At 66.3% G+C, this 26,641-nt stretch carries 30 protein-coding genes; 22 read left to right on the forward strand and 8 right to left on the reverse strand.

From position 1 onward, the window contains the following. Positions 1–16 precede the first annotated feature (16 nt). Positions 17–1,429 carry a sugar transferase gene (locus tag JOD27_RS28170; RefSeq protein ID WP_307830357.1) on the reverse strand — a complete coding sequence of 471 codons (1,413 nt, stop codon included), beginning with the start codon at positions 1,427–1,429 and terminating at the stop codon, positions 17–19. Between the two features lie 266 nt (positions 1,430–1,695). On the opposite strand from JOD27_RS28170, the gene JOD27_RS28175 reads away from it, so the two are divergent. Both JOD27_RS28175 and JOD27_RS28180 read left to right on the forward strand, forming a co-directional pair. Further along, the gene (locus tag JOD27_RS28175) at positions 1,696–2,529 is read left to right on the forward strand and encodes a glycosyltransferase (protein WP_204765287.1); all 834 of its coding nucleotides are present in this window, start codon (positions 1,696–1,698) and stop codon (positions 2,527–2,529) included. After that, on the forward strand, positions 2,529–3,809 hold the full coding sequence (locus tag JOD27_RS28180) for an FAD-dependent oxidoreductase (RefSeq protein ID WP_204765288.1): 1,281 nt from the start codon (positions 2,529–2,531) through the stop codon (positions 3,807–3,809). The genes JOD27_RS28175 and JOD27_RS28180 overlap by 1 nt, the downstream gene beginning before the upstream one ends. On the opposite strand, the gene wecB is transcribed toward JOD27_RS28180, so the two are convergent. Next, positions 3,698–4,837 carry a non-hydrolyzing UDP-N-acetylglucosamine 2-epimerase gene (gene wecB / locus JOD27_RS28185; protein WP_307830358.1) on the reverse strand — a complete coding sequence of 380 codons (1,140 nt, stop codon included), beginning with the start codon at positions 4,835–4,837 and terminating at the stop codon, positions 3,698–3,700. The genes JOD27_RS28180 and wecB overlap by 112 nt on opposite strands. A 111-nt stretch (positions 4,838–4,948) precedes the next feature. On the opposite strand from wecB, the gene JOD27_RS46835 reads away from it, so the two are divergent. From JOD27_RS46835 to JOD27_RS28200, 3 genes are all read left to right on the forward strand, one after another. Further along, a complete protein-coding gene (locus tag JOD27_RS46835) occupies positions 4,949–5,908 on the forward strand; it encodes a lysyl oxidase family protein (RefSeq protein ID WP_307830359.1) in 960 nt (319 codons plus the stop codon). A 318-nt stretch (positions 5,909–6,226) separates the two neighbouring features. Beyond that, positions 6,227–6,967, forward strand: a complete 741-nt coding sequence (locus tag JOD27_RS28195; protein WP_204765290.1) for an inositol monophosphatase family protein — start codon at positions 6,227–6,229, stop codon at positions 6,965–6,967. Further along, positions 6,964–7,641: an SDR family NAD(P)-dependent oxidoreductase gene (locus JOD27_RS28200; RefSeq protein ID WP_204765291.1), complete on the forward strand. Its 678-nt coding sequence runs from the start codon at positions 6,964–6,966 to the stop codon at positions 7,639–7,641. The genes JOD27_RS28195 and JOD27_RS28200 overlap by 4 nt, the downstream gene beginning before the upstream one ends. Positions 7,642–7,650: 9 nt before the next feature. On the opposite strand, the gene JOD27_RS28205 is transcribed toward JOD27_RS28200, so the two are convergent. From JOD27_RS28205 to JOD27_RS28230, 6 genes are all read right to left on the reverse strand, one after another. After that, positions 7,651–8,742 carry an MrcB family domain-containing protein gene (locus JOD27_RS28205; protein WP_275591807.1) on the reverse strand — a complete coding sequence of 364 codons (1,092 nt, stop codon included), beginning with the start codon at positions 8,740–8,742 and terminating at the stop codon, positions 7,651–7,653. A gap of 1,024 nt (positions 8,743–9,766) precedes the next feature. Then, positions 9,767–9,967 (reverse strand): SUMF1/EgtB/PvdO family nonheme iron enzyme, encoded by a 201-nt coding sequence (locus JOD27_RS45310; RefSeq protein WP_372441751.1) that lies wholly within the window; start codon positions 9,965–9,967, stop codon positions 9,767–9,769. 184 nt (positions 9,968–10,151) lie between these two features. Beyond that, positions 10,152–10,772: a HEPN domain-containing protein gene (locus JOD27_RS28215; protein ID WP_204765293.1), complete on the reverse strand. Its 621-nt coding sequence runs from the start codon at positions 10,770–10,772 to the stop codon at positions 10,152–10,154. Next, positions 10,769–11,992: a DUF262 domain-containing protein gene (locus JOD27_RS28220; RefSeq protein WP_204765294.1), complete on the reverse strand. Its 1,224-nt coding sequence runs from the start codon at positions 11,990–11,992 to the stop codon at positions 10,769–10,771. Before JOD27_RS28220 ends, JOD27_RS28215 begins: the two co-directional genes overlap by 4 nt. A gap of 122 nt (positions 11,993–12,114) precedes the next feature. Further along, the gene (locus JOD27_RS28225) at positions 12,115–13,335 is read right to left on the reverse strand and encodes a helix-turn-helix domain-containing protein (protein WP_204765295.1); all 1,221 of its coding nucleotides are present in this window, start codon (positions 13,333–13,335) and stop codon (positions 12,115–12,117) included. Between the two features lie 135 nt (positions 13,336–13,470). Next, entirely contained in the window at positions 13,471–13,899 is a 429-nt protein-coding gene (locus tag JOD27_RS28230) for a PLP-dependent aminotransferase family protein (RefSeq protein WP_204765296.1), read from the reverse strand. A gap of 161 nt (positions 13,900–14,060) precedes the next feature. On the opposite strand from JOD27_RS28230, the gene JOD27_RS28235 reads away from it, so the two are divergent. The 17 genes from JOD27_RS28235 to JOD27_RS28315 all read left to right on the forward strand — a co-directional run bounded on the left by JOD27_RS28235 (position 14,061) and on the right by JOD27_RS28315 (position 26,600). After that, positions 14,061–14,294, forward strand: a complete 234-nt coding sequence (locus JOD27_RS28235; protein WP_204765297.1) for a hypothetical protein — start codon at positions 14,061–14,063, stop codon at positions 14,292–14,294. Further along, positions 14,294–14,872, forward strand: a complete 579-nt coding sequence (locus tag JOD27_RS28240) for a hypothetical protein (RefSeq protein ID WP_204765298.1) — start codon at positions 14,294–14,296, stop codon at positions 14,870–14,872. Before JOD27_RS28235 ends, JOD27_RS28240 begins: the two co-directional genes overlap by 1 nt. After that, a complete protein-coding gene (locus JOD27_RS28245) occupies positions 14,872–15,297 on the forward strand; it encodes an RRQRL motif-containing zinc-binding protein (protein ID WP_204765299.1) in 426 nt (141 codons plus the stop codon). The genes JOD27_RS28240 and JOD27_RS28245 overlap by 1 nt, the downstream gene beginning before the upstream one ends. Before the next feature lie 50 nt (positions 15,298–15,347). Further along, a complete protein-coding gene (locus tag JOD27_RS28250; protein WP_204765300.1) occupies positions 15,348–15,728 on the forward strand; it encodes a hypothetical protein in 381 nt (126 codons plus the stop codon). Beyond that, a complete protein-coding gene (locus tag JOD27_RS28255; protein WP_204765301.1) occupies positions 15,728–16,045 on the forward strand; it encodes a hypothetical protein in 318 nt (105 codons plus the stop codon). Before JOD27_RS28250 ends, JOD27_RS28255 begins: the two co-directional genes overlap by 1 nt. A gap of 92 nt (positions 16,046–16,137) precedes the next feature. After that, positions 16,138–16,401 carry a hypothetical protein gene (locus JOD27_RS28260; protein ID WP_204765302.1) on the forward strand — a complete coding sequence of 88 codons (264 nt, stop codon included), beginning with the start codon at positions 16,138–16,140 and terminating at the stop codon, positions 16,399–16,401. Continuing rightward, on the forward strand, positions 16,398–16,682 hold the full coding sequence (locus JOD27_RS28265) for a hypothetical protein (RefSeq protein ID WP_204765303.1): 285 nt from the start codon (positions 16,398–16,400) through the stop codon (positions 16,680–16,682). Before JOD27_RS28260 ends, JOD27_RS28265 begins: the two co-directional genes overlap by 4 nt. Next, a complete protein-coding gene (locus JOD27_RS28270) occupies positions 16,679–17,554 on the forward strand; it encodes an ABC transporter permease (RefSeq protein ID WP_204765304.1) in 876 nt (291 codons plus the stop codon). The genes JOD27_RS28265 and JOD27_RS28270 overlap by 4 nt, the downstream gene beginning before the upstream one ends. Beyond that, on the forward strand, positions 17,551–19,773 hold the full coding sequence (locus JOD27_RS28275) for a P-loop NTPase family protein (RefSeq protein ID WP_204765305.1): 2,223 nt from the start codon (positions 17,551–17,553) through the stop codon (positions 19,771–19,773). The genes JOD27_RS28270 and JOD27_RS28275 overlap by 4 nt, the downstream gene beginning before the upstream one ends. Positions 19,774–19,953: 180 nt before the next feature. After that, entirely contained in the window at positions 19,954–20,217 is a 264-nt protein-coding gene (locus tag JOD27_RS28280) for a hypothetical protein (protein WP_204765306.1), read from the forward strand. Between the two features lie 161 nt (positions 20,218–20,378). Then, on the forward strand, positions 20,379–21,647 hold the full coding sequence (locus tag JOD27_RS28285; RefSeq protein WP_204765307.1) for a hypothetical protein: 1,269 nt from the start codon (positions 20,379–20,381) through the stop codon (positions 21,645–21,647). A gap of 78 nt (positions 21,648–21,725) precedes the next feature. Then, positions 21,726–22,727 carry a bifunctional DNA primase/polymerase gene (locus JOD27_RS28290; RefSeq protein ID WP_204765308.1) on the forward strand — a complete coding sequence of 334 codons (1,002 nt, stop codon included), beginning with the start codon at positions 21,726–21,728 and terminating at the stop codon, positions 22,725–22,727. Further along, positions 22,724–23,143, forward strand: a complete 420-nt coding sequence (locus tag JOD27_RS28295) for a DUF2493 domain-containing protein (protein ID WP_204765309.1) — start codon at positions 22,724–22,726, stop codon at positions 23,141–23,143. The genes JOD27_RS28290 and JOD27_RS28295 overlap by 4 nt, the downstream gene beginning before the upstream one ends. Continuing rightward, positions 23,140–23,898: a DNA cytosine methyltransferase gene (locus JOD27_RS28300; protein WP_204765310.1), complete on the forward strand. Its 759-nt coding sequence runs from the start codon at positions 23,140–23,142 to the stop codon at positions 23,896–23,898. The genes JOD27_RS28295 and JOD27_RS28300 overlap by 4 nt, the downstream gene beginning before the upstream one ends. Next, positions 23,895–24,851 carry an AAA family ATPase gene (locus JOD27_RS28305; protein ID WP_204765311.1) on the forward strand — a complete coding sequence of 319 codons (957 nt, stop codon included), beginning with the start codon at positions 23,895–23,897 and terminating at the stop codon, positions 24,849–24,851. The genes JOD27_RS28300 and JOD27_RS28305 overlap by 4 nt, the downstream gene beginning before the upstream one ends. 142 nt (positions 24,852–24,993) lie before the next feature. Next, on the forward strand, positions 24,994–25,182 hold the full coding sequence (locus JOD27_RS28310; protein WP_204765312.1) for a helix-turn-helix transcriptional regulator: 189 nt from the start codon (positions 24,994–24,996) through the stop codon (positions 25,180–25,182). A gap of 17 nt (positions 25,183–25,199) precedes the next feature. After that, on the forward strand, positions 25,200–26,600 hold the full coding sequence (locus JOD27_RS28315) for a tyrosine-type recombinase/integrase (protein ID WP_307830361.1): 1,401 nt from the start codon (positions 25,200–25,202) through the stop codon (positions 26,598–26,600). Positions 26,601–26,641 lie beyond the last annotated feature (41 nt).

Here is a 26,641-nt window from a genome sequence, read left to right on the forward strand (position 1 = left end):
GCCAGTGCCCGACCTGTCAGCGATTCCTTCGGCAACACAGCTCACCCACCGTCAACAGCACGATTTTGACGTCCAGCCACAGCGACCAGTTCGCGATGTAGTAGTTGTCGTACCGAGATCTGTCCACGATCGAGGTGTCCCCCCTCAATCCGTGGACCTGGGCGAGCCCGGTCAATCCGGTGGGTACTCGATGGCGCGCCCAGTATAGTTCGTGGATCGCGGAGAACTGGCGAACGAAACCCGGCCTTTCCGGCCGCGGCCCGACAATGCACATGTCGCCGCGCAGGATGTTCCACAGCTGCGGCAGCTCGTCGAGCGAGGTGCGGCGCAGGAACCCGCCGACGGGCCCGACCCGCGAGTCGCCCACCACCGACCACCGGACGTCCGAGTCGTCCACACCGGTCTGCCGGACACTGCGCAGCTTGTAGATCACGAACTTCTGGTCGTCCATGCCGACGCGGATCTGCTTGAACATGATCGGCCGGCCGCTCTCCAGCAGCACCGCGAGCGCGCACAGCCCGATGACCGGCGAGAGCAGTACCAGCGCGAGCAGCGCGAGCGACCGCTCGACCAGGCGCTTGATCCACCACGTCGGCCTGGCGGTCGGCGCGGTGCTCAGCCGCAGCAACGGGTAGCTGCGCAGTCGTTCGACGTCGGGCCCGTCCTGGTGCAGCTCGAACATCCTCGGCACGACGAGCGTCGAGCAGCCGAGCCGATGCGCTGTCACGGCCGCGTCGACCAGCGGTGAGTCGACGGCCTGCGAGAACGCGATCACTACGGTGCCCACGCCGAGCCGGTCGATCGCGGTGGCCAGGTCGTCGCGCAGCAGGCCGACCGGCAGTTTGCGGTCGCCCGGCGGGTCGGGGTCGATGAACCCGACGGGACGCAGGCCGTACTCGGGGTGGCGCAGCATGACCTCGGCGAGGTCCGTGCCGACCCTGCCCGCGCCGATCACGATCGTCCGGTCGCAGCAGTCGAACCGGCGACGGCACCACCGCCCGAACGCGAACACCACCAGCCTGGCCGGCTCGCCCACCAGGGTGAAGGCGACGACAGCCGCCTTGAGCTGCAACAACACCTCCGGTGGCCAGCCGCCGACCAACAGCAGCACGCCCACTGCCGCGAACGCGATCGCCGTCGTGGCGAGCGAGCGCGGCAGGTCGTGCAGCCACGACAGCTGCAGCCGCCTGCGGTAGACCCGCCCCGATACCCGCACGCCGAGCAGCGCGCCCGCGAGCACCACCATCGCGGCCGCGTTCAACGCGGTGGTCGACGCCGTCGTGAACAACGCGACCGCGTCGACCACGACCAGCAGTACCGCCACCCCGTTCACCCGGCCGAGCAGACCGCGTGGACGCGTCCCGTCACGGACGGGCTCCATCGGCGTGGTCAGCTCTCCCGCGAACCACTCGTCCAGGGGAAGACCCACGCGCGACTCCGCCTCAGCGCTTTGTCTCATCCGAATTCACCCGATCGAGATCATCTGGCAGGAAAATGTCCCGAGAATGACGGCAACAAGCCCCGTCGTCACCCGTTCGAGGAACACTTGTACCCCTTTCGAATTACATCCGAAATCAGTCGAGCCTTCCGCTCCCCACCGCCGAGCGAAAGTCAGCCAGGGGCCGCCCGCAATTTAAGTCCGGGCGTGCGAATAATTCTGGCCGCCGCACTGAGACCCGATGAAATGGGGGCTCCATGTCAGTCGCCGGACGCGAGGTCCACACCTCGCCGACGCCCGGTCCAAGACCCGCCGCAACGGTCACCGCGCCCGTTCGCGGCCGGGCGCACGTCGTGCTGCCCGCCTACAACGAGGCCGTGTCGCTGCCGTCGTTGCTGCGCCGCATCGCCGAGGTCGGCCGCACCGAGCGGGTCACGGCGTGGGTCGTCGACGACGGGTCGTCGGACGGGACCGGCGACGTGGTCGACGTCGCCGACGTGGCGGGGCTGGACGTCCGAGTGGTGCGCCACCAGGTGAACCTCGGCCTCGGTCAGGCCGTCCAAACCGGACTGAAGGCCGCGCTGAACGATGCCGACGAAGACGACTTCATCGTCGTCATGGACGCCGACGACACGCACGACCCCGCGCTCATCACCAAGCTGGGCAACGAGATCCTCGCCGGATCCGACGTGGTGATCTGCTCCCGCTTCGTCGACGGCGGTGACGACAAGACAGCCCCGCCGTTCCGCCGGATGCTGTCGCGTGGCGCCGCCGTGCTGTTCCGCCGCGTGCTCGGGCTGGTCGAAGTGCACGACTTCACGAGCGGCTTCCGCGCCTACCGGGTCAGCCTGCTCACCCGCGCGTGCACGCACTGGGGCGAGCGGCTCGTCGAGGAGCGCGGTTTCGCCTGCATGGTCGAGCTTCTGCTCAAGCTCAGGCACTGCCATCCGGTGATCACCGAGGTGCCGCTGGAGCTGCGCTACGACCGCAAGCAGGGCCCGAGCAAGCTGAAGCTGCGTCACACGATCGTCCAGTACGTCCGGCTGCTGGCGCGCGACCGGCTCACCCCGGCCCCGTACCGGGAGCTGTGATGAGCGCAGTGGTGATCGGCGGCGGCATCTGCGGCCTCGTCGTGGCGCACCGCCTCGCCCGCGCGGGCGTCGCCGTGACGGTGCTGGAGAGCACCGGCCAGCTCGGCGGTCTTGGCACGTTCTTCCCTTGGCACGGCAGGTGGTTGGAGCGCTTCTACCACTGCGTCATGCCGACGGACGAGGATCTGCTGGGCCTGCTGGGAGAAGTCGGGGTGCGCGACGACGTCCGCTGGGAGCGCACCAGCATGGGCATGATCGTCGAGGGGCGCCACTACCCGTTCAACTCCGCGCTGGACCTGGTGAGGTTCACCGCATTGGGTGTCGTCGACCGGGTCCGGTTCGGTGCGGTGTCGGTGTTGCTGCGCAGGCTCGGCAAGGGCAAGGACCTCGACAACCTGCGCACCGAGGACTGGTTGCGCGGCCTGTACGGCGACCGGGTCTGGCGTGATCTCTTCGGTCCTCTGTTCGGGTCGAAGTTCGGCGCGGCGTTCGGCGACGTGCCCGCGCTGTACCTGTGGCAGCGGCTGGGCCGGGAGCGCAACGTCGCCGTGCGCGGCTACCCGCGCGGCGGTTACAAGTCGATCATCGACGCGCTGCGGGCCTCGATCGAGGCGCACGGCGGGATCGTGCGGACGTCCGCTCCGGTCCGGGTGGTGCGGGACGGGATGGTCGAGCTCGACGGCGAGACGATCGAGGCCGATCGGATCGTGTCCACGTTGCCGTTGCCCGCGTTGCGGCAGGTGGCCGACGCCGAACTGGCACCGCTGCTGCCCTGGGTGAACCTGCGGTACCAGGGCGTCGTGAACGCGTTGTTCGTGCTGCGGCAGCCGTTGTCCGGCCACTACTGGACTCCGGTGCTGCGTTCGGGCACCGAGTTCGACGGCGTCGTCGAGATGTCTCCGCTGACCGGGCCGGTCGACGGGCGGCACCTCGCGTACGTCATGCGTTACACCGACCGGGATTCCGCGCTGTTCGCCGAGGACGAGCGCACGATCGCGGCCAGGTGGACCGAGCAGCTGCGGTCGCTGCACCCCGGCGCGGACGTCGAAGAGGTGCACGTCTTCCGCGCTCCGTTCGTGGAACCGGTGTACCCCGTGGGATATCTCGCCCAGCAGCCGGCGGTGGAGGTGGCGGGCACGCGGCTGCTGCTCGCCACCACCGCGCACGTCTATCCCTCGGTGACGAGCTGGAACTCGAGCGTCGGACTGGCGAACCGGGTGTCGGAGACCATTTTGCGCACCGCTGCCTCGATGAGCCCGGACGGCGAACCGGTGCCGTAGGGCGACGCGATGCCGGCCAGCCGGGTGCGGTGCCCGCTCACGTCGTCGAGCCACTTGAGCACCTCGGCCCGCACTCGGGGGCCCGGCGGCACGAGCGTGCCGAACGTGCCCTCGATCTCGGGCCGTTCGGTGCTACGGCGGACCACGACGACCGGCCGTTTGAGGACGCTGACCTCCTCCTGCACGCCACCGGAGTCGGAGACGAGCACGGCGGCCCAGCGAGCCAGTGACAGGAAGTCCTTGTACGACTGGGGTTCGAGGACGTGCAGCCCGGCGAGCAACCGGCCGAGGCCGAACGCGGCGACCTGCTTCGCGGTGCGCGGGTGCAGTGGCAGCACGACGGGCAACGGCAGCTGGGCGAGCTCACCGAGGATCGTGCCGAGGTTCTCCTGGCAGTCCACGTTCTCCGGCCGGTGGATCGTGGCGAGCACGTACGAATCCGCTTTGAGCCCCAGTCCGGCGATCAGTCTCCGCGACTCGTCGGCGGCGGGAAGGGCTTCCTCCAGCGCTTCCACGACCGTGTTGCCGGTGACCGTGATCCGGTCCGCGGCAACGCCTTCCGCGACCAGGTTGGTGAAGTTGATCGGCGTCGGCGCGCAGCACAGGTCAGCGAGGTGGTCGATGGCGACCCTGTTGTGCTCCTCCGGCATCGCGCGGTCGTAGCTGCGCAAGCCTGCCTCGACGTGCACCAGCGGCACGTCGTTCGCGTTGGCGGCCAACGCACCCGCGAGCGCGGAGGTGGTGTCACCCTGCACGATCACCACACCGGGTGGCTCTTCGGCGAAGTGCGCGTCCAGTGCCGCCACGGCATTTCCCAGCTGAGCACCCCGGCGTCCGCCGCCGACACCGAGCTCGACGAAGCTGCCCGGTTCCGCGATGTCCTGGCGGATGCGCGAGTACATCGACTGGTCGTAGTGCTGTCCTGTGTAGACGACGGCGGCGTCCTTGCCGAACCGGCGGATGAGCGGAGCGAGCTTGATCAGTTCCGGCCTCGTGCCGCACACGAGGGTGATGGAGCCTCTTGTCACCGGCCGCACACTAGTTCTCGGCACGCCTGTTTCCGTTGCCCTGTCAGTCGATCGGGTGAGTCTCTGCAGCGGTGGCACCTGAAACCGTTGCGGCGCAACTAATGTGTGACGGTGTTCAAGAGACCCGTCGCGGTGATCGTCACCGTGATCACCACTGCCGCCCTCACCGCGTCATCCCACGCCGCCACCCCGATGCTGCCCGACCTGAGGCAGGCTCCCGTCGGCTGTCCGGGCGGATTCGACGGCGACGCAAGCAAATGCGACGCCTGGGACGTCTGCATGGTGACCGACCCGTCCTCACCGGGTGGCCCGTGCGTCGAAGAGGGCGACATCAAGGCGGTGCGCCTCAGGTTCACCACTTCGGTGGACAACATCGGCGATGGACCGTTCCTCGTGCACGCCCACCGCGACAGTACCGCCCAGCCGCGCATGGCCGTGCGTCAGGCAATTCAGTCCGATGTAGACGGACCGATCCCGATGACGTTCGGAGCGGCCCAGCACCACACCTCCACCTGGTCGTACTACGAACCGGCCGCCGCCCACGAGCACTGGCACCTGATGGGCTTCGAGTACTTCCAGCTGCGAACCCCGACCGGCGACACGGTCGTGACCGACCGCAAGAACGGCTTCTGCCTGGGCGACCGCTACACCAACGTCGACGCGGGATCGCTGGCCCACCTGCCAGGCGACCGCGACAGCCACACCGGCGCGCTCGCGTACGAGCTCGACGGCCACAAGTGCCAGCACCACAACCCGGAAGCGCTGGACGTGTTCTTCGGGATCTCCGTCGGCAAGGGCGACGACTACAAGTACCGGGTGGAGTTCCAGTGGCTCGACCTCACCGGCGTCGCCTCCGGGGTCTACGACGTCGTCACGGTCGCCAACCCGGACCGCGTGCTGCAGGAGAAGAACTACGACAACAACGCGTCGTCCATGGCCATCTCGGTGAAGTGGCCGGGCAGCGCCGCGCACGCACCGGAGCGGATCACCCGGCCGCCCGTCGTGAAGCTGCTGCGCGGCTGCCCTGGCAAGGTCCGCTGCGCGAACGAACCCCGCCGCGGGCCTCGATAGCCGTCGGAATCGGTTGATGTCCTAGGTGATCGGCGGGCGTCCAGTGGCCGAACGGCTCGCCGCGGAGATCGTCGAACGGGTGCCCGCGTACCAGCAGCCTGCCCGCGGAGGAGCTGCCCGGCGACATCGCGCGCGGCACCGAGCACGCGCTGCGGGCGTTCGCCGCCGTGCTCGGGTCCGGCCAGGCGCCGTCCGAGGAGGGGCTGCGGCTCCTGCGCGAGTCGGCGGCACGACAGGCCTGTGGCTCAGGTCACCGACACGCGCGGGACGTTGCCCAGACCCATCCGGTCGTGTTCGTGACAGATGACAATGGGCCGCGTGACCCCTGGGGATCTGCTCACTCTGGCCGCGCAGTCGTGCCTGGACGCCGCCAAGCTGCTGCACGAGGCTCGCGTCGACGTTTCGCCGAAGGGCACGTTCGACCAGGTCAGCTCGGCCGATCTGGAGGTCGAGACGTTCCTGCGCGCTTCGCTGACGGCAGGCGCCCCCGGCTCGGCGGTGGTCGGTGAGGAACTCGGGTCGGATTCCGCGCGGATCACCTGGTACGTCGACCCGATCGACGGCACGCGGAACTTCGTGCGCGGAATCCCGTTGTCGTGCATCTCGGTCGCGGCCGGCGTCGACGGCTCCCTGGTGGCGGGCTGCGTGCTCGACCCGTTCCGCGACGAGCTGTTCACCGCGGCCGTGGACGTGCCTTTCTCGGTCCGCTCGTCCGGCCTGACGATCACTCCGGGTGTGAGCCCGCGGCCCCTCGTGCTGACCGACATCCCGTTGCCGGGCAGTCCTTACCGCGGTGAGATGGAACTGCTGGGCGAACTGATGACCATCGCCGACGTGCGCCGCGTCTACGTGACCGCGCTGTCGCTCGCCTGGGTCGCGGCGGGCAGGGCGGACGCGGCGGCGAACCTGGGCATCCACCCGTGGGACGTGGCGGCGGGCGCGGTGCTCGTCCGCGCAGCCGGCGGTGAGTTCGTCGACGTCGGCCGCGACGGCTTCGTGGCGGGCCGGGGTGAGATCGTGCCGTGGTTGGTCGAACGGCTGGAGGGCATCGTCTCGTGATCGATCTCAGCGGCAAGGTCGTCCTGGTCACCGGCGCGGGCGGCGGTGTGGGCGCGGGCATCGCGTCGAGGTTCGAGGCCGCGGGCGCCGTGGTCGTCCGCCACCGCGGCCTCACGGACGGCGACCTGCGCACCTCGGCTGCACGTGTGGTCTCCGACGCCTTCGACCTGCACGGCCGACTGGACGCGGTCGTCAACAACGCAGGCGTGCAGCCCGTAGAACCGTTGCCGGACATGACAGCTGCGCAGTGGCAGTCCGTTGTGGACACCAACCTGACTGCCCCGTTCGCCGTCACCCAGGCGGCGGTGCGTTGCCATGTCAGCTCGATCACGCACATCGCGTCCATCGAGGGCTCGCACCCGGCGCCGGGCCACGCCCACTACGCCGCCTCGAAAGCCGCCCTGATCATGCACGCCCGTGCGGCGGCCCTGGAGTACGGGCCGCGCGGCATCCGCGTGAACACCGTGTCGCCGGGCCTGATCACTCGTCCCGGCATCGCCGAGCAGTGGCCCGAAGGCGTTGCGCGGTGGGAGGCGGCGGCGCCGTTGGGGCGGTTGGGCACGCCCGAGGACATCGGCAACGCGTGCGTGTTCCTGGCGAGCGACCTGGCGTCGTGGATCACCGGTCATGACCTGGTCGTCGACGGCGGCGTGACGGCCCGCCCGACCTGGTGACCGGGGTTGCTACTCCCCCACGAGGTACCGATAGGTCACCGGCGTGAGGTTGGGCAACTCGACTCGCCACGGGTGAATGACCCGCAGCTCGCCGCGCGACGCCGACGGCGGCGTGACAGAGCGATCGAGCACGATCTGACTGATGATCAGCAGCATGTTGTTCGGGTACTCGCGCAGGTGAAGATCGACCTCGTTCTTCGTCACGATGATCTCCGAGCCACTGCTCGACCACACGGTCGTGGTGCCCTTGACCTCGACGAACAGGTGTTCCTCGCCACGCCGGGCATCGAGATCGTAAGACTCGGTCGCGCCGACGTCGACGACCTGATAGCCCTGCTCTTCGAGGTAACCGGTCGCCACAGCAACCGCGCGACGTTCGACCGCAACACGTTCCGCCGCACTGAGGTGAAGGCCCTGTCCGCGCCGCGCCCGACCCGCTGAGCGTTCGGCGTTGATCACCGCGTCGGCGATCTCCGGCGCCACTTCACCTGGAGGATCCAGTTCGTAGAGATGGCTCAGGACAGACACGAGAAAACTCAAGTCATTCCCGAGCACCTCGTCGGAGGGCAGCTCGTCCCGTGAGTATTCGAACGCGACAACGGTGCCTGCCTCGTAAGCCGGCCCGAGCTTCGACTTGCGGGCGTTGAGCTCGATCTTCTCGACCAGGTCGGCACGCGCAAGCAGGCGATCAGCCAACGCCTCACGTGCCCACTCTGCGCGCTGACGGAGCTCCGACCGAGGCCGAGGACGGAACTCGCCGTTCTCCCAGCGGCTGGCGCCCTGCATCAACGACAGGTAGACGCGGTCACCCTGAGCCGCGAACAGATAGACGACGTACCACCCGAGAGTCGCGGAGGGCGAGCGGCCGGCAGAGTGCACCCGCACCCACGGAATCTCGTTCTTGAGCCCTGTGCCGTCACTCGGTTCGACCTGCCAGTCATCGATCTCGACCGGTGCGTTTCGCGTGACTGCGGGCAACCTGTCACGCAGCCAGTGCGGGACTTCGCGTCGGATCAGCCGACCCCGCTCCTGCATGGCGGGCGTGTTCTTCGAACTCCACTCGGGCTGAAGCAAGAGGACGTCACGCAGAGACGCTCGCATGGGGAACGGGCCACCACCCTCACGACGGCTTTGACGCCGATCGTTCACACGATCAGTCACCACATGATCGCGCTTAACCCAGCTGAGTGTTACCCGAACGAGTTAAGTCCGGAGCAGGATGCGTCGCAGCGGTGAACTGAAGCTCGTGACGAACACCACATGACGCGACACGCCGGAGCCAAACGAACCCGCGGTCGAGGATGCGGCACCGCTGGATGCACCCCCAGGCCCCCTGACCTGCTGCTACGGCAACCGAGCAAGATCACCCAGCTCAGCGACCCGAACGGTGACCAAGATCGACTTCTGGTTACTCTCCGGCTCCCCTCCCCACATCTTTCGGAGGTAGCAAGTACCTCCGAAAGGGGTGATGGAGCCACGCGAAGGAGGCGCAAAATGCCTGTTCAGGCACCACATGCCAGATGGTGCCCCCGACGGGATTCGAACCCGTACTGTGATCCTTTTAAGGGAAGTCGTCTACTCCGCGCGACACCCGGTCTGACCTGCCCGTTCACGAGATCAGTGCAAGCACGCGGCGCACTTTGGGCGCGCATTGGGCGAAACACAGGACGAACCATCAAGAGCGGCTGTACCCGGTGGGGGGTGATCCACATTCCCCGCGACCACCTCACCACACCGGCGCCACGACTTCGAGCCATGTACGGCGCTCTCAGCGTCCGCCATACGGCCTCCTGCCGCGCCACGCAGCACAGCGTCTTACGCTCGCCCGTCCAACGAGTGCACGCGCGACCAGCCCATGTGCGGGCTGACGCGGACACAGACCACGGACATCCGTCCTAGCTATCAAGATCAAAATCCGTACAGGGACACTTTCCCGCTGGTCAGCACCACCCCCAACCGGGTGCAGCCGCTCCTTTGCCCTCCCGAGCTGGGACAGGTGGGACAGTGGGTATCTCGACCTGTCCCACCTGTTTCCGCAGATCACATATGGGTGAGGGACAGGTAGGACAGGTGGGACAGCACAACCTTTGCCTGTCCGCCGCGATCGAGCGGTATCACGTCGTCGCTAGCGGCGAAGCAACTCCTCCAAGGCGTCCGCAGCGACAGCGCACCTGAAGCCTGTGTCATCGTCCCGCATCGTCGCCGAAACGTCATTGAATGACGAGGGAGTTGCCCTGGTAAACGGGCCGGTCCACGCGCCGCCCTTCAGTTCATGCCTGCCGGGTTTGGTGTCCGTCAAACACCATTCCCAAACGTTTCCGCACATGTCGTACACGCCGTAGGGACTCACGCCGCTCTGGCAGCAATCACGGACGGTTGTTCCGCCGACACCGTTCTCACGGACGTTGCACTTTGCTGGCGCGGGGCTGGTTCACCCAGGGGTAGATCGTGCCGCGTGTTCCGCGTGCCGCCTTCTCCCACTGTTGAAGTGTCCAGGTGCGCCAGCACAGTTAAGCGGCATCGACGACGCCCTCGCTTATCTTCTTCAGGATGGCATCGACAACAAGGTCTGCGCCGTCGAGGGCTTGATTTACCCATTCTGTCGCTTGACTGGGGTGAATCACCTCTTCCGCCGCAACAACAAGGGTATGAGCGGACGCACCGCGCTTTGCGCCAAGAGTGTCAAGTGCTGACAAAGCATCCTCTACGCCTTCACCCAAAGCGGTCGAGTCGTAACCCAAAGGCTTGAGCATCTTATCAATGTTCTGCCTGCGAATACCGTTGTTAGCTTTGATCACATTCGTAAAGTAGAGAGGTGCGAGTTTAGCAATGCAGCCATCGAAGTCTGGAACCTTGCCGCCATTTTGCCCAATTAGATCAGGTGAGTATTTGACAGCTAGCGGGACAGCAATGGTCGGCACGGTTCCGCCAGCGCATTTCAACGCTTCTTTCACTGCGGAATGCATTCGATCCTCAATAGCTTCTTCGATCGCACTGTGAGCAAGTACTATGAACGCGCGAATCTTAAGCGATTCTTCCGGCGAGGGGACCTCATCAACCGGAACGGTTGGCACAAGGACAGCCGCGAGGTGGCTGATGTCCTCGCGCAACTTGGCCGAATCTGCGGTCATTCGCCCTCAGGCTCCTCGCCGAAAGATTCAACCCTGTCGATCGCTTGCGGCCAAGTCGGCGCAAAGCCAGTAACACCCTCGAAAATATCGTACCATTTTGAAAGCCGCTCCGAGAATGCTGCATTTGTTTTAGTGGTCGTGGTGATCGAGCGAGCAAAGTCCGAGTCAAGATCGCAAAGCATTTTGTACCTCGCCACCAGGTCATCGCCGGCGTCAATAAAGGCTTGCCTTGCCGCGTTGCCATCCAGCAGAGCACCGACTTGAAAATCGAAAATAGCGCGATTGAACGCGCGCTCATACTTATTGGTAGTCCACTTCCGACACGCTGCACCATCGCCGAAAACTTGATAGACAGCTTCGATGGCCTTCTCCATGTTTTCTACAAGCTGAAGAACTCCACCCTCAAGCTGATCCCAGTTTGAATTGTAATGCTTGCAAACACGATCCAGAAAGTCTTTTAGGTTACCCCTGTACTTGATCGGCGACCGCAGTCCGATCATCCGCACTAGTACCTCAGCATCTACCATGCGGCGGTCAGGCCCTCGGTTTCCAAGAAGCCGCTGAAGACCAGGACTATCTCCCGATGCTTCTTCAGCAAACTGCACAAATGGCCCAGGGACAAGCGCTTGGCGAAGCTCCTGCGGCGAAAGTGGCACGCTGCCCGTATTCAACCTTAGGAACAAGGTATAGAGGAAGTCCTCAGTACCCCAGTTACGGATGACGACGGTTCGAATCGTGTGAGTCTCAAAGGTGTCAAACAGATCTGGACGTTCACGTTTCAGCCTAGCGATCGTAAAGTTCTTGATCGCGTCGATTACTGTGACGGTCGAAAGCCTGTAGGACTTGAACTTGTCGTCGGCGTATTCGTCCAGACCCGCATAGAACTGACGTAGCGCCAAGAGCCGCTGTTTACCATCAATGACAATGAAGTGTCCTGGCCTATCCAGCTTCTCGGCGAGCACGATTTGCGGGATCGGATAGGAAAGAAGAGTTGATTCGATAAACTTGCTCTTAAGTGCAGTGGTCCATGCAGCACGACGCTGGAAACTTGGGTCAAGGTCAAGCCGACCTTTTATCATCTGGGTAATTAGCGTTTCAATAGTCCAGTCGGTCGCCGTCACGTTGGCACGCTGCGCTCCGAGCCGTCCGATGACATCGTCTTCTGACTCGCCAGACCGGTCATCGACCGGCACAGACGCTTCCACCGTCGTCTCAGACAAAAGGACTCCTTAATATGCGAATACTTGGTCACCGCGCGGTACAACTACTGAATATCGGGAACAGCCACCGCCTGTTACCGAATGTGATTCTTGTGCATCTTTGTTGGCAAATTCCGCCAACCTTACATCCTGCGAAGAATCTCTAGGTACTCTTGCGCCGCCATCTCATTCGTAAAGTTAGCCGCGAGAATCGCGCCTAGATCCTGCGACACCATACGCAGCGACGGCAATGACTTACGTTCGCCACCTAGCGCAATTTTCCCTTGCTCGATCGCGCCTTCCAAATCGCCGTTGCGAGCAGCAACAACGCCTAGCGTGATCCTTGCCTCGGCTATCCGCATCGGCGCGCGCTCAGTTCCGTCAAAGTCTGTGCTTGCCCGGATGACTTCATTTGCCAGTGTTTCAGCCATCCGCTGCTCGCCGAGCTTCCGATAGCAATCCATGACATAGAAATCATACTTTGAAGGATCCACAACGAAATGGTTATCGAGGTTTTCGGGATATGGAAGCGACTCAAGCAATTGTCGTCCGCGTTCAAGCGCTAGTTCTGTTTGACGGCGGTCACCGATCCGCGCCCACGCTTTCGCCTCTTGAGCGGCGAGCTGAACAGCGACGCTATGGTTTCTGGCCACCTGCGTACCGATCTCTCCAGCTGCGATGACTCCCTTTAGGTCGCCAGCCGTCAGACCGAACCAGGCTCGCATTTCGTACGCCCAACCCATGACGTCGGCGTTGTCAGCCTCGGTACCGAGGTTCAACGCGGCACGTCGCGTGGCTTCAGCCGCCCGCCGGTCTCCCATGTCGTACTCCACGCAACCCACCAGCAACGCGAGCATGCCAGCGAGGGTAAGCACCTCGCGGTGCTGACTCAGCGTCAGTCGACCGCCCTGCAACTCGGCAACCCGGCGCAGCCAGGTTCGGCCTTCCTGGATGAGTTGCTCAGACGGCATGTAGGCGTACTCGGAGCAGAGCCGGTCAACGGTGATCCGCAGCGCGTCCAGGGTAGCCGTGTCGACGTCGGACCGCTGGAGCCGACTCAAGATGTCCAGCGTGTCCATCCCTGTTACCGCAAGGATTTCGGCCCCGCCGTCACGTCGACCCGGCTTAGGAAAGAACGCGTGCGTGACCGTGCCAAACGTCTTGGCGATCAACTGCTTGTAGAAGTCGTCCGGCGCGTTGTCGCCGGCCTCCCATGCCTTCCAACGCCGGAGCAAGCTCGAATCGGTCGGTAGCTCATCCTTCGAGTGCGCACGCAGCGCCCGCACCGCCTCGGCCTGCGACCAACCGCGTGCGTCTCGCTCCGCCCGGATGCGCCGTGCCCAGTCGGGCCGCTCCGTCGTCATGCGCCGCTCCCCTCGCCAGGTAGTTCCAGTCTGGCACTCACTGGTGACACAGGTGGTGATGCGCAGGTGACACCGGGGCGACACCTGTTGGCCAGCGATTCCAGGCCCGATGGTTTAGGCATGAACGAGAGCAAGTCACCCGCCGCCCAGCATCTGGTCCGCCAGCCGCTGCTCCACCTCGGCCAGCCGCTGCTCCACCTCGGTCCGCTGCTGCACCTCTTCAGCCAGCCGCTGCTCCCACTCGGCCACCCGCTGCCGCCACTCGGCCAGCCGCTGCTCCCACTCGGCCCGCAGTTTCTCCACCTCAACTCGCAGCGCAGCCGCAGGATCGACCGGACCCGGCTGCCCAGCCGCGATCGCTTCGAGGTGACCAGGTGGCCAGCTCAGCGCCACGGACACCGCAGCCAACAGTGCGCCACCACGTTCCGCGGGCTCCCCCTTCTGCAGCCTGCGCACCGTCGCAACACCCACACGCGCAGCCTCGGCTAGCCCCTTCTGCGAGAGCTCCAACTCCGCCATTCGAGTGTTGACGGCCTCCGCCACGGCTTGCCAGTCCTTCGGCACCTGACCTCCCTAACAGGTCGCTTACCAGCACAAATCGTAGCGCTCCCGGCCTCTCAGCCTCTCGACTCAACGCACACCGCTCGATCAACGTTCCAATTCACGCCTTGCGTGAGCGCTCATTTGAGCGTTCACTTGAGCGCATCAAACCGAAGGGAGTCCCGATGGGACCGCACGACGAAACGCCGAACTATCCGGACGGCCTAGACAGGGCCGCGATTGACGCCCTGATCAACGAGGTTGCCAACGAGCTGGGAGTTGCACCGGAAATGCTCGGTGGTGGCCCTGAGGTGAAGCGCCGCGGGCGACGGACGACCCGCCGCAGCCTGGTCAGCACCGTGCGCGTTCTGCGCGTTCACCGCCAGATCTCCGTGTTGGATGATGCGGAGGCGGCGTGATGTCCAACGACTTCAAGGCCTTGTGGCCTGATGAGAAGTGGGACAGGGAGCTGGCGAGCAACGGTTCCTCCCGGTATGCGGCGTATCTGCACGTCAGCCGGTTCGGCGGTGCGACCGACGAGGGGCCGACGATGGACCCGGCCGAGTTCGCCGCGGCGGCAGTGCTGACGGCGTTGTCGCCGGTGATGAGTCCCGGCTATCTGTTGACGCACCCGCGAGTGCTGGACGTCGTGCAGCGCTGGGACGACGACGGCCGGTTGGCGTTCGCGGTCACCGTTGCGTTCATGCTGCCGCGTGCGCTCAACCGCGAGTTCTGCGCGCGGTGGCAGTCCTGGCACATCGATCGTCGCCGTGGCACGCGGTGGATTGAGCCCTGGGACAACGACCGGCCGGCGGTGCTGCCGTCGATCGAGCTGCGGGTGCCGGTCGCTGCGGACCTGTTGCCGGTGCCGAAGTACAGCGGTGGCTACGCGGACGTTGCGGCGGCGAAACAGGCCGTTGCGGTGGTGTGCCGGGAGGTCAACAGGAACGTGGCGCCGCTGCTGGCGTTCGTCGCTGCTGGGGTGGAGGCCTGCTGATGGCGGGCAAACGGTTCCCGTGGGTGCTAGCCCCGGTGCCGTGGTCGGACACGCCGCAGTTCACGCGCGGCGTGAAGGACGGGTTGCCGTTGCTGTCCTACGGGTGTGCGCCTCGGGACAAGCTGGCCACCTACCGCCAGTTGCGGGCGATGGGCTTGCGTCCCAACGGTTTCGACCCGGTCGCGCTGCTGTATGTGCGGCACAACAAGTCCAAAAAGGTCTCGTTCGCGTCGCTGTACCTGATCGAGAAGGCCGCGCCGGTCCGGCCGATGACGCCGGCGAAGTGGACCGCGCTGGCCAAGGCGAACTTCGCCCGCCGTATCTGCCGCAGCTGCGGCAAGGACCCAATGTACGTGCTGCCGACCAGCACCGGTCAGTGCTGGCCGTGCTTTGAAGCCAGCGAGAACGAGCAGGCGGCGACCTGATGAGCAAGTCCTTTCCTGCCAACAACTCTAAGAAGTCCAGGAGTGCGAACGTGTCGAACTTCCTTCAGCTGCACAGCCACTTCGTCCAGCAGCAGCCGGGCGGTGTCAGCGTCAACTACATGCGCACCACGCTGCAGTTGGGCAACGGCACCACGGTGTCGTTCCAGCTGCCCGCCCTGCCGATCGGTGACGGCCTGGTCCTCGCACCGGTCGTCTACACCGAGGGCCAGACCAGCATCCGCATGGACTTCAGCCGCTGGACGGCTGGGATGTGCGGAAACGGGGTCGGTGCGCTTCTGCCGTTCTCGACCACCGACCAGGCTCACGCAGTGCGGGTCTGCCGGGCCTTCCACGCCGCGCCGGACACCTCGTGGACCGACTCCACCGACACGGCCGCGGCCTGGCTGCGCAACCACATGGAGCGTGTGTGATGTCGGCTCGAACCCTGGCGTGCCTGCTGGCCGTGACCGCCATGCTCGTGGCGTGCAAGCCCGTTCAGTCCGAGTTGCCCGCGTCGTCTGAGCCGTGGGTGGTGCTGTCGGTGCACTACTCCGGTCCGCGCGGCGAGAACCAGCCCGGTGGCAAGGGACAGCACTCCGTCGTGTGCGTCGTCGCAAGCGATCTCGCCCGCCACTACAGCGAGCGCGGTGAGCACATCGAAATCTTGATCCCCGCTGAGCACGCGTACGACGAGATGTACGACCAGGGCAAACCGTGCCCGAAGGGACCGATCCACTCGCGTTTCTGATCTGCCCGAACCGGCGGCCAACTCCGGCAAGAGACACCGCCGATCCGGGTTCCCAACACCCAAGCGATCACCAGACCGAAAGGGCCACACCAGTGTCCACCACGACTATTCCCGAGCCCACCACCGACCTGCCGCAGCTGTGCGACATCCTGCTCGGCTGGACGGTGCACGCCCCCGGCTTGCAGGCCTCCAAGGCCGCCGTGGCCGACTGGTTCGAGCTGTGCGTGAAGCTGCTCGCGCCGATCACCACCGACCCGTCCCACCCCGAGCACACCAAGGCGTGCGAGCTGGCCGCGGAGTTCTCCCACGACGCCATCGCGTTGCGCAGCAACGGAAACGCGGAGGCGATGCGATGACCAGCCTCCCGCCCCTCGTGTTGCTGATCGGCCTGGGACTGGCCGCCACGGCAGTCGTGCTGCTGTGGAAGTTGCTGGTCACCGCCGCTGGCATCGGCCTGGGCCTGTGGCTGGTGGTCCACGCGACCGCCGACAGCCCCGGCGTCCAGTTACTGGTGTTCGCCGTCGCCGGCCTGGCCGTGGCCGCCGCCCTGCGGCAGGTGTCCCCGTCTCACCGCCCGGCCTTGTCCGGACACCACGCCCGTTCCCGTGCTCACGCTGGTGAGGAGGCAGTTCGATGACCAGCGCCTACCCGACTCCACTCGACAAGCTCACCGACCGGGTCCGCGACATGGCCACCGAACTCGGGGACTGGCCGTCACTGCGGCAGATCAAGCAACGCTGCAACGTCGGCCACCCCAAGGCCGTGGACGCGCTGGCGACGCTGCGCGCGTCCGGCTTCAACCCCACCAACCCGACCAGCGAGACCACGCAGGCCCCGGCGGCGGAACGGCGGTTCCACGTCGTGCCCACCCCGAACGCGCTGGACACCGCCGACGACCAGGCCGACACCGAGTCGGTCCCTGCTGCGCCTGCGAGCGAACCCGCTCCGGTCGCTGCCGAGGTCGTTGCCGAGGCCAGCACGGTCGCAGAACCGCCCACCACCACTGACGCCACGCCGGTTCCCGCCGATGTCACGTCCCCCGCTCCGACTGCGGCTGAGCCGGTGCGGCGGTCGGGCCGGTGGCGGAACGTGCCGCTCTACCTGATCGCGCTGGGCGCGTTCGTCGCCATCTGGGGCGGCTGGGTTGGGCTGGGCCAGCTCACCGGTTTCGGCCCGGTGAACCTGCTGCCCGGCATCGGCGACGGCTGGACGATCAACACCGCGATCACGCTCCCGCTCGGCATGGAGGCCTACGCCGCGTACGCGATGCGGGTGTGGCTGGACCGCACGAAGTCCGCGTTGGCGCGCCGGTTCGCGATGTGGTCGACGTTCGCCGCGCTGCTGCTCGGCATGTCCGGCCAGGTTGCCTACCACCTGATGACGGCCGCGGGCATGAGCGCTGCGCCGTGGCAGATCACCACGTTCGTCTCCTGCCTGCCCGTCCTCGTTCTCGGTGGCGCGGCGGCCCTGGTTCACCTGTCCTACAACACGCCTGAGGTGCAGCGATGACTGTCACGACCCTGACCGGTGCGTCCGACCCTCACGACCGCGACGAGTTCGAGCACACCGCCACCGTGACGCCCCTGCACCCGGCTACGAGTGCGGAGGTCACCGAGACCGCCACCGTGATCGAGGGTGAGCTGGTCGACGACGACGCCCCCGGTGACGAGGGGGACGTGACCGGTTCGGTGGTGCTGGTGGATCAGCCCGGTGGCGACTCCGTGCACTGGGTCCGGCGCCTGCGTGAGGCCAAGCGGGAACCAATCATCCCCGCCTATCTGCGGTCGTGGGAGGAGGCTCGGGCCACCGCGCGGTGGGTGGCCGGCCACTACGCGCACGCCACTGGCTACCACGCGGTGCGGTCCCCGCTGTACCTGCTGCGCCTGGCGGTGCGTTCCCCGCGCGGCGCGCTGCTGCTGGCTGCGGCGACCGGGCGGTGGGCCTCGGACGCGGAGGGCCGACAGCTGCGCGCGGCTGCCGCTCGTGACGAGGACACCCGCGCTTACTTGCAGTTGTCCGCGCAGCGCAACACCCGCGTGACCACCCGCACGCTGACGCTCGTGATCACGGCGGCCATCGGTGTCCCGGCGTTGATGCTGCTGCCGGACGTGGTGCCGTCGTGGGTGATGTGGGCCTGCGGCACCCTCGCGGTCGCGCTGCTGGGCAGGCTCGGCACGCCCGCCGACCAGCCGGTGGTCTCCCGTGCTGTGGTCGCCACGCACGTGGCCAAGCTGACCGCCGACGCCGTCGAACAGGCCCTGTCCGTGCTCGGGATCTCGCTGATCACGCAGGCGTTGGCCAAGAACCCGCAGGCCATCAACTTCGTGGCACCGATCCACCGGGACGGTCCCGGCTGGCGTGCCGAGGTCGACCTTCCGCGCGGCGTGACGGCGTCGGACGTGATCGAGAAGCGGGAGAAACTGGCCTCGGGTCTGGGCCGCCCGCTGGGCTGTGTATGGCCGGAGGGCAAGCCGGAGATCCACCCTGGACGGTTGGTGTTGTGGGTGGGCGACAAGGACATGAGCAAGGCGTCCCAGCCCGCGTGGCCGCTGCGCACCGGCAAGAGGATCGACCTGTTCGAGCCGCAGCCGTTCGGCACGGACGTCCGCGGCAAGTGGGTCGATGTGGTGCTGATGTACGTGGCGGGCATCGTGGGTGCGATCCCGCGCATGGGCAAGACGTTCACGCTGCGCGAGCTGCTGCTCATCGCCGCTCTGGACCCGCGTTCGGCCGTGTATGCCTTTGACCTCAAGGGAACCGGTGACCTGTCGCCGCTGGAGGTCGTGGCGCACCGCTACCGCGCCGGTGACGATCCCGAGGACATCGAGTACATGCTCGCGTGTCTGCGGGAGCTGCGCGATGAGATGCGGCGCCGTACGAAGGTGATCCGGGAGCTTCCGCCGGACATCTGCCCGGAGAACAAGGTCACGTCCCCCTTGGCTTCCAAGAAGTCGCTGGGGTTGCACCCGGTCGTGGTGGGTGTGGACGAGTGTCAGGTGATGTTCGAGCACCCGGAGCACGGCGCGGAGTTCGAGGAGATCGTAACCGACCTGGTCAAGCGTGGTCCGGCCACCGGGATCGTGGTCATCCTGGCCACGCAGCGCCCTGACTCGAAGTCCATTCCGATGGCGATCAGCGACAACGCCATCCTGCGGTTCTGCCTCAAGGTCACCGGTCAGATCGCCAACGACATGGTGTTGGGTACCTCGTCGTACAAGAACGGTGAGCGGGCCACGCAGTTCTCCTTTGGTGACAAGGGAATCGGCCTGCTCAAGGGCGTCGGTGACGAGACTCAGACCGTGAAGGGCGTCTACATCGATGCACCCGGCGCCAAGGCCCTGGCCGCGCGTGCACGGGCCATGCGCGTGGACGCGGGCACGCTGTCGGGCTACGCGGCCGGTGTGGACGCCGAAGTCGACGACATCGAGGCAGCAAACACGCTGCTGCAGGACCTGCTCAACGTGTTCGGCACGGCCGACAAGCGCTGGTCGGAGTCCCTTGTGGACGCACTGGCCGAACTCCGGCCGAACGTGTACGGCGAGTGGGCCGCACTGCCGACCGGGGCGGCCAAGGCCACCACGCTGTCCACCGCGCTCAAGCCGTTCGGCATCACCACCAAGCAAGTGTGGTCGACGGAGAACGGCAAGGGCGCCAACCGGATGGGCGTCGAACGCGCCGCCGTCGCCGCAGCACTCACCGAGCGTGACGGGAAGAAGAGGCGCGGCTAGACCCGCCACGGCTCTAGGTCTAGAGCCCACCCCCTCTAGACCTAGAGCCTCCCCTAGACACCCGAATACCCGCTGATCAGCGCCCTAGCACCTAGGGGGCCTGGTCTCGCGCACCCAAAACCGCTTTGAGAGGCCACTTTGATGACCCCTAAGACGCTCTTCCGTCTCGCCGTCCTTGGCTTGCTCATCGTCGCTGTCAGTGACGTCGCGCCAGGCGCGCGCGGTGCCGCGTGGCTGCTGCTGGTCGCGTGCGCGCTGGTCTACATGCTGGCGTGCTGGGTCTTCCCGTTCCGCAAATGCCCAGCGTGCAAGGGACTCGGCTGCCACCACGGCGGGTTCGGCGGCGTCAAGTTGTGCAAACGCTGCGACGGCGACGGCCTCAAGCTGCGCGCCGGCCGCCGCGTCGTCAACGCGATCCGCCGCCACCGCAACCGCCTCCGCTGAAACCCGCTGCTCACCAAGGGGACGTGACATGCACCCGGTCTTCCACGCGTCGTTCACCGCCACCTGTGCGGGCGGCTGTGGCCGCAAAGTCTCATCAGGACAGGTCATGTGCTCGATCTGCGCGATGCGCGTGAAGCCCTTACACGGCAAGGGGACGTGACATGTGCAGATCAGGCCAAGAAGGCGGACGCCGCTGCCCCAACAGCGGCCGGTCCAGCCAGAACCGCCGACAACGCCGCTGCCGCGCCAACCGCGCACTCCGCAACGCCATCGCCGCAGGAGACCCCGACGCAATCAGCCGCGCACAACAGCGTCTCGACGCCCTCAACGCCGACGACCACGACACGACCACTTCGGACAAGGAGCCCACTGTGGCCAACGACCCCAAGCCCACACCGGTCACCGGAGAGCCGTCCAACACGCCACTGCAGAAGAACACCTGGGGCGACATCCTCAGCGACAGCCCCGTTCACTACCACGACGACGGTCCGATCGGGACCGCAGTCAAGTACATGGGCGCCGACGCCCGCATGGAGGTGGACGGCGAACCGCTGGCCAACGTCGTGGGCCGCCTCGCCACGAACGTCGTGCGGCGTGAGACCACGGCTCAGCGGGCAGTCGACGACCTCAAGCAGCTGCGCGACCGGCTTCCCGAAGGCAGCCGCGCCAAGATGTGTCTCTCCCAGGCGATCCGGGAGATGGACGGCCCGGACACGCCCGCGCCGCAGGTGCCGGACGGCACGCCCGAGCCGCTGCGGGACCTGGTGCGCAAGCTGCACGCGGTGCCGCTGGTCCGTCGCGAGCCGGAGCGGGAGATGCAACCGCTGCTGCAACTCTGCGAGCGAGCCGCCGCAGGAGACAAGCGCACCATGAACCTGCTGGACGACGAGGTCAAGCGGCTGCGCAACAAGCGTCACGAGAGCCTCGGCGACAGCGGCAAGTTCGAGATCGACGACGCCATCGACCACACCATCGCGACGCTGAAAGAGCAGGAACGCCAGCGCCGCAGGGAAAGGAACGCAGCGTCCGCTGGTGGCGTCACGGTGCACAACGTCAACGTCGCCCATCCCGGCGCGCACGTCGGCAGCCAGCACGACATCAACACCGACGATGTCCATTTCAACGCCCGCCGCCCTGTTCACGACAGGGACGTGACACCGGAACCGCCCACCAGCCACACCGAAGCCCGTCCGCACCGCGGAGGCGGACAGGGCCGAAGCATCACGAACATCGCCGATGGCGGCAGTCACGTCGGCATCCAAGCCGGTGTCGTCTACGGCGACGCCCGAGTCAACAGCCGCCGCGTTTCAACCGGAAGCAGCGGCCAGCACGGCCGCCACGACGGTGACATCGCGAACATCGCCACCGGTGGCAGCCACGTCGAAATGCAGGTCGGTGTCGTCTTCGGCGACGGCAAGCGCGTCAACTGACACCCACTCCAAGCAGCTCACGCAGGGGACGTCACCGCCCGTCCCCTGCTTCTCGTCCTCCTCAAGGAGAACCACGTCATGAACGAGTCGCTGTTGCGCGCCGCACTGGACGCGGTCGCGCGTGGCTTCCACATTTTCCCGCTGCTGCGCGGAGGCAAGAAGACGGCTCTGCACGGCGAGAAGGCATGTCCCCGAACCGGTCCCTGCGCGGACGGGCACCTGACGCCCGAACGGCGTTCGTTGACCGATGTCGATCAGGTCCGTTGGTACTGGACATCGCGCCGGTTCTCCGGCTGCAACGTCGGCACCGCCACCGGCCCAAGTGGCCTCGTCGTCATCGACCTCGACACCCCGAAGTCAGCCGACGACCAGCCGCCCGCCGCATGGGCACTCGACGGCGTGCAAGACGGCCACGACGTGTTCGCTCTTGTCTGCGAACGCGCCGGCGAACCGGTGCCGTACGACACGTTGACCGTGCGCACCGCACGCGGCGGAACCCACCTGTACTTCCGGGCACCGGCCGGTGTCGAGCTGCGCAACACCGAAGGCGACAGCGGTAACGGGCTCGGTTGGAAGGTCGACACCCGCGCGTGGGGTGGGCACGTTGTCGCTCCCGGTTCGCGCACGCGTGACGGCGTCTACCGGATCGAGCACGACCGGGAACCCGCCGACCTGCCAGGCTGGCTCACCGCGGTGCTGACTCCACAACCGCGCCTGGCTGTCACATCTCCCATCACGATCGCAGCGGACAAGCTCTCGTCCTACGTGGACGCTGCGGTGAACGGCGAATGCAACCGGGTCGCTGGGGCACAGGATGGGCTGCACGACAAGCGGCTGTTCGCGTCGGCTATCGCGCTGGGGCAACTCGTCGGCTCTGGTGACCTCAAGCAGGCCACCGCTGAGGCGCGGCTGTTGCAGGCAGCGACCCGCATGATCGAGGGGCCGTGCGACTGCACCGAACGCAAGGTGCGGCGCACGATCGAGAACGGGCTCAGGATCGGGGCGAACGACCCACGCAGGGTCAAGCCAGCCAAGCCGGACGACGATCAGCCGCTGTTCGGTGAGCGGGGTGCAGCGTGAGCGAACGCATCCTGATCACCGGTAGCCGCGACTGGACCAACCACCGCTACATCGCCACTGTGCTGCGCATCGTCCGCGAGTTCCACCCTGACGCGGTGCTCGTACACGGCGATTGCAGCGGCGCAGACCGGCTCTCCGCCGCGCTGTGGCAGCGATGGGGCCTGCCGACCGAAGCGCACCCCGTCGACTGGTACAGCTCGTGCGACCACACCTGCCGTCACGGCCGTCGACGGGGACGTGACATCGACTACTGCCCCAACGCGGGGATGCGCCGCAACCGGCACATGGTCGCGCTTGGAGCGGACCTCTGTCTGGCGTTCCTGCTGCCCACCTCACGTGGTGGCGCGTCCACCGCACAACTCGCCGATCAGGTGGGCATCACCACGCACCGATTTCCGAAGGGAGTCAAGCCGTGAACGTGCTTTCGCTGTTCTCCGGTATCGGCGGGCTCGAACTCGGGCTGGAACGCGCTGGCATGACCGTCGTCGGCCAAGTCGAGATCGATCCGTACTGCCAACAGGTGTTGGCCCAGCACTGGCCGGAGGTTCCCCGTCATGACGACGTCCGTACCGCAGTCGACTGGTGGCAGTCACAGTCACGTCCCCCCGTTGACCTCGTCGCCGGCGGATTCCCCTGCCAGCCTGTCAGCGTCGCAGGCAAAGGGTTGGGAACCGACGACGAACGCTGGTTGTGGCCAGCCATGTTCGACGTCATCGACGCTCTGCGACCGGAATGGGTCCTGTGGGAGAACGTGCCCGGCCTGCGAACCCGAGGACTCGACGTCGTTCACGCTGACCTTGTTCGAGTTGGCTACCACCACCGCGTCGGCCGTATCTCCGCTTGTGAGGTGGGCGCCCCACACCCACGTGCCCGGCTGCTCGGAGTGGCCCACGCCCCGTGCTTCCGATGGCGAACGTGGCGGGCGCGGCGATCTGCTGGCGAAACTGCGCACTGGCAATACCAGTCGCCGCAGGGAGTGGGTCACCAGCACGACGCTGCGGCGCACTGGGCAGGCGAACCCCGAGTGGATCGTCTGGTTGATGGGATTCCCCGAGAACTGGTTGAGCGGCACCTACGTGCGCTCGGCAACGCCGTCGTTCCCCAAGTCGCCGAACGGGTTGGCCGACTGATCACCACCGCTGCTGCAGATCGAAAGGAGGCCGCAGCATGAACGAGCAACAGCAGCCGGCCGCCGACCCGTTCGGCCACGTCTGGACCGCCGATCAGCTCATGGCCGCGGAATTCCCTCCGCCGAAATGGGCTGTGCCCGGTGTGCTGTGTGAGGGTGTGTCCATCCTCGCGGGACCACCGAAGGTCGGGAAATCGTGGCTGTCGCTCGGTTTGGGCCTGTCCATCGCATCCGGTGCCGCCGCGTTCGGCTCGATCCACATCGATGCCGGACCCGTGCTCTACCTCGCGTTGGAGGACACCGCGCGGCGTCTTCAGACGCGCATGACGCGAATGCTGGGCGACGACCAGGCCGCGCCGCACGGGCTAACCCTCGTCACGCAGTGCCCGCCTCTGCCCGAAGGTGGTGACCGTGCCATCGCGGGGTGGTTGCACCGCAACGCCAATGCACGCCTCGTTGTCATCGACGTGTTCGCCAAGGTGCGCGGACACTCGTCAGGCAACCAGCAGCAGTACGAGGCGGACTACGAGGCCGTAGGCCGTATCAAGCGCGTCGCGGACCACTTCGGCATCGCTGTCGTACTCGTCCACCACGTCCGCAAAGCCGCCGCTGAAGACTTCCTGGCCACAGTCAGCGGCACCAACGGCATTGCTGGCGCGGCGGACGCCGTGCTGGTGCTCGAACGCGGACGCAACAACGCAGACGGCGTGCTGCACGTGACGGGACGTGACGTCGAAGAGTCGGACTACGCCTTGTCTTTCGACCCTTCCCGTGGCGCGTGGACGATGCTTGAAGGCCCAGCGATCGAGCACGTCGTCGCGGATACCCGCGCGGAAATCCTGCGCTACCTGCGCACCAACCCGTGCAAGACGCCCAAGGAAATCGCGGACGCTCTCACAGCCAACGCGGACAACGTTCGCCGTACCTGCTCGCGGATGTACGAGTCCGGCCAGCTCACCCGCGACAACAACGGCCGCTACTTCCTGCCCTCCTGACCCCAGGTGGGACAGCAACCCACGTGGAGCTGTCCCACCTGTCCCACCTGTCCGACTACACCACCTGACCAGCACAAACAGGTGGGACACCGAGCTGTCCGCGCTGTCCCACCTGTCCGCCCGAACCTGGGGAGGTACCGCCGTGAGCACGACCAACACGTTCGTGACGGTCGCCGAATTCCTTGCAGCACTACAGATCGCGCGGTCGACGTTCGACGACTGGCGCGCAAAGGGCCTTGGCCCGCGGTGGATCAAGCTCCCCAACGGTCAGCTTCGGTGCCGCCGGACTGAGTTCGAACGCTGGATCAACTCATTGGAAGAGGCCGCCTGATGGAAACGACCTATGACGTGCGGTTCTGGAAGACGGACGTGTACCGCGGCGCGAAGACCACGACGTACAAAGTCCGTTGGGCCGTCGCGGGCAAGCCGTTCAAACGTCCACACAAGACGGCCGCGCTGGCGAACAGCTTCCGTTCGGAGCTTGTAGCGGCTGCGAAGAAAGGCGAGGCGTTCTACGTCAGCACGGGCCTTCCCGTGTCGATGGACCGGCAAGACGTCACCACGACGTGGTTCACGTTCGCATGCGACTACGCCCTGATGAAGTGGCCGAACCTGGCAGCGAATTCACGGCGCTGCACGGCACGGTCGCTGACCGACGTAACGACGGCGATGGTTGCCACAGAACGAGGCAGGCCGTCTGTCGAGTTGATCCGCGAGACGTGCGGTTGGGCCTTCAACGGTCGACGCAGGAAGGAGGAGGAACCCAGCGCTGACGTGAAGGCCACTTTCGAATGGCTCACGCGCCACACGAGGAAGGTTTCCGACCTGGCGCAGCCGGACACGGTACGACTCGTGTTGCTCGCGCTGGGAACGAACCACGACGGCAAGAAGGCCGCGCCGTCGTCGTTGCAGCGGCGGCGTGGGCCGTTCGTCAACGCGCTCGAGTACGCGGTTGAGAAGCGGCTGTTGCGCACAAACCCGGTGCCAGCGCTGAAGGTGAAGACAACCAGGGCGGTGAAAGAGTTGGACGTGGCGGTCGTGGTCAACCCCGAGCAGGCACGTGCGCTGCTGGACGCGGTGGGTCAGCTCGGTAAGAGCGGCAAGATGCTGAAGGCGTTCTTCGGTGTCATGTACTACTGCGGCCTACGCCCCGGTGAGGCTGTGAACCTCCGTAAGGAGAACGTCCGACTGCCCAAGCGGAAGCGCAACGCCAAGACCGGCAAGTTGGAGCCACCGAAGGGCGAGTGGGGTGAGCTGTCGTTCATGCAGTCCGCTCCGGCCGCCGGCGCGGCATGGACCGACAACGGGAAGCGTCGCGAGGTTCGTCAGCTGAAAGGCCGCGAAGTCGGGGAGCGTCGGACGCCACCCTGTCCGCCGGAGCTGGTCCGGCTGCTCTGGGACCACATCGACGAACACGGCACCGACGCTGAGGGGCGCCTCTTCCGTGGCGTAGAGGCCGGCGGAGAGGTTCCGGAGGGCACCTACTGTCGCGTATGGAAGAAGGCGCGCAAGGACGCGCTGAGCGACGAGGAGCACCTGTCACCCCTCGCAGCGAGGCCGTATGACCTTCGTCACGCCTGCGTGTCGACGTGGCTAGCGGCCGGTGTTCCGAGTGCTCAAGTCGCCCGATGGGCAGGTCACAGCATCGACGTGCTGCACCGGATCTACGCGAAGGTGCTGGCCGACCAAGAGGACAACTTCCGAAAGCGCATCGACAAGGCGCTGAACAGCGAAGACGAGGAGAAGTGACCGCGCCCAACTTGGGCGCCCATTGGGCGCGGACTGCCGGG

Source organism: Lentzea nigeriaca (genome assembly GCF_016907955.1).
Lineage (GTDB): Bacteria > Actinomycetota > Actinomycetes > Mycobacteriales > Pseudonocardiaceae > Lentzea > Lentzea nigeriaca.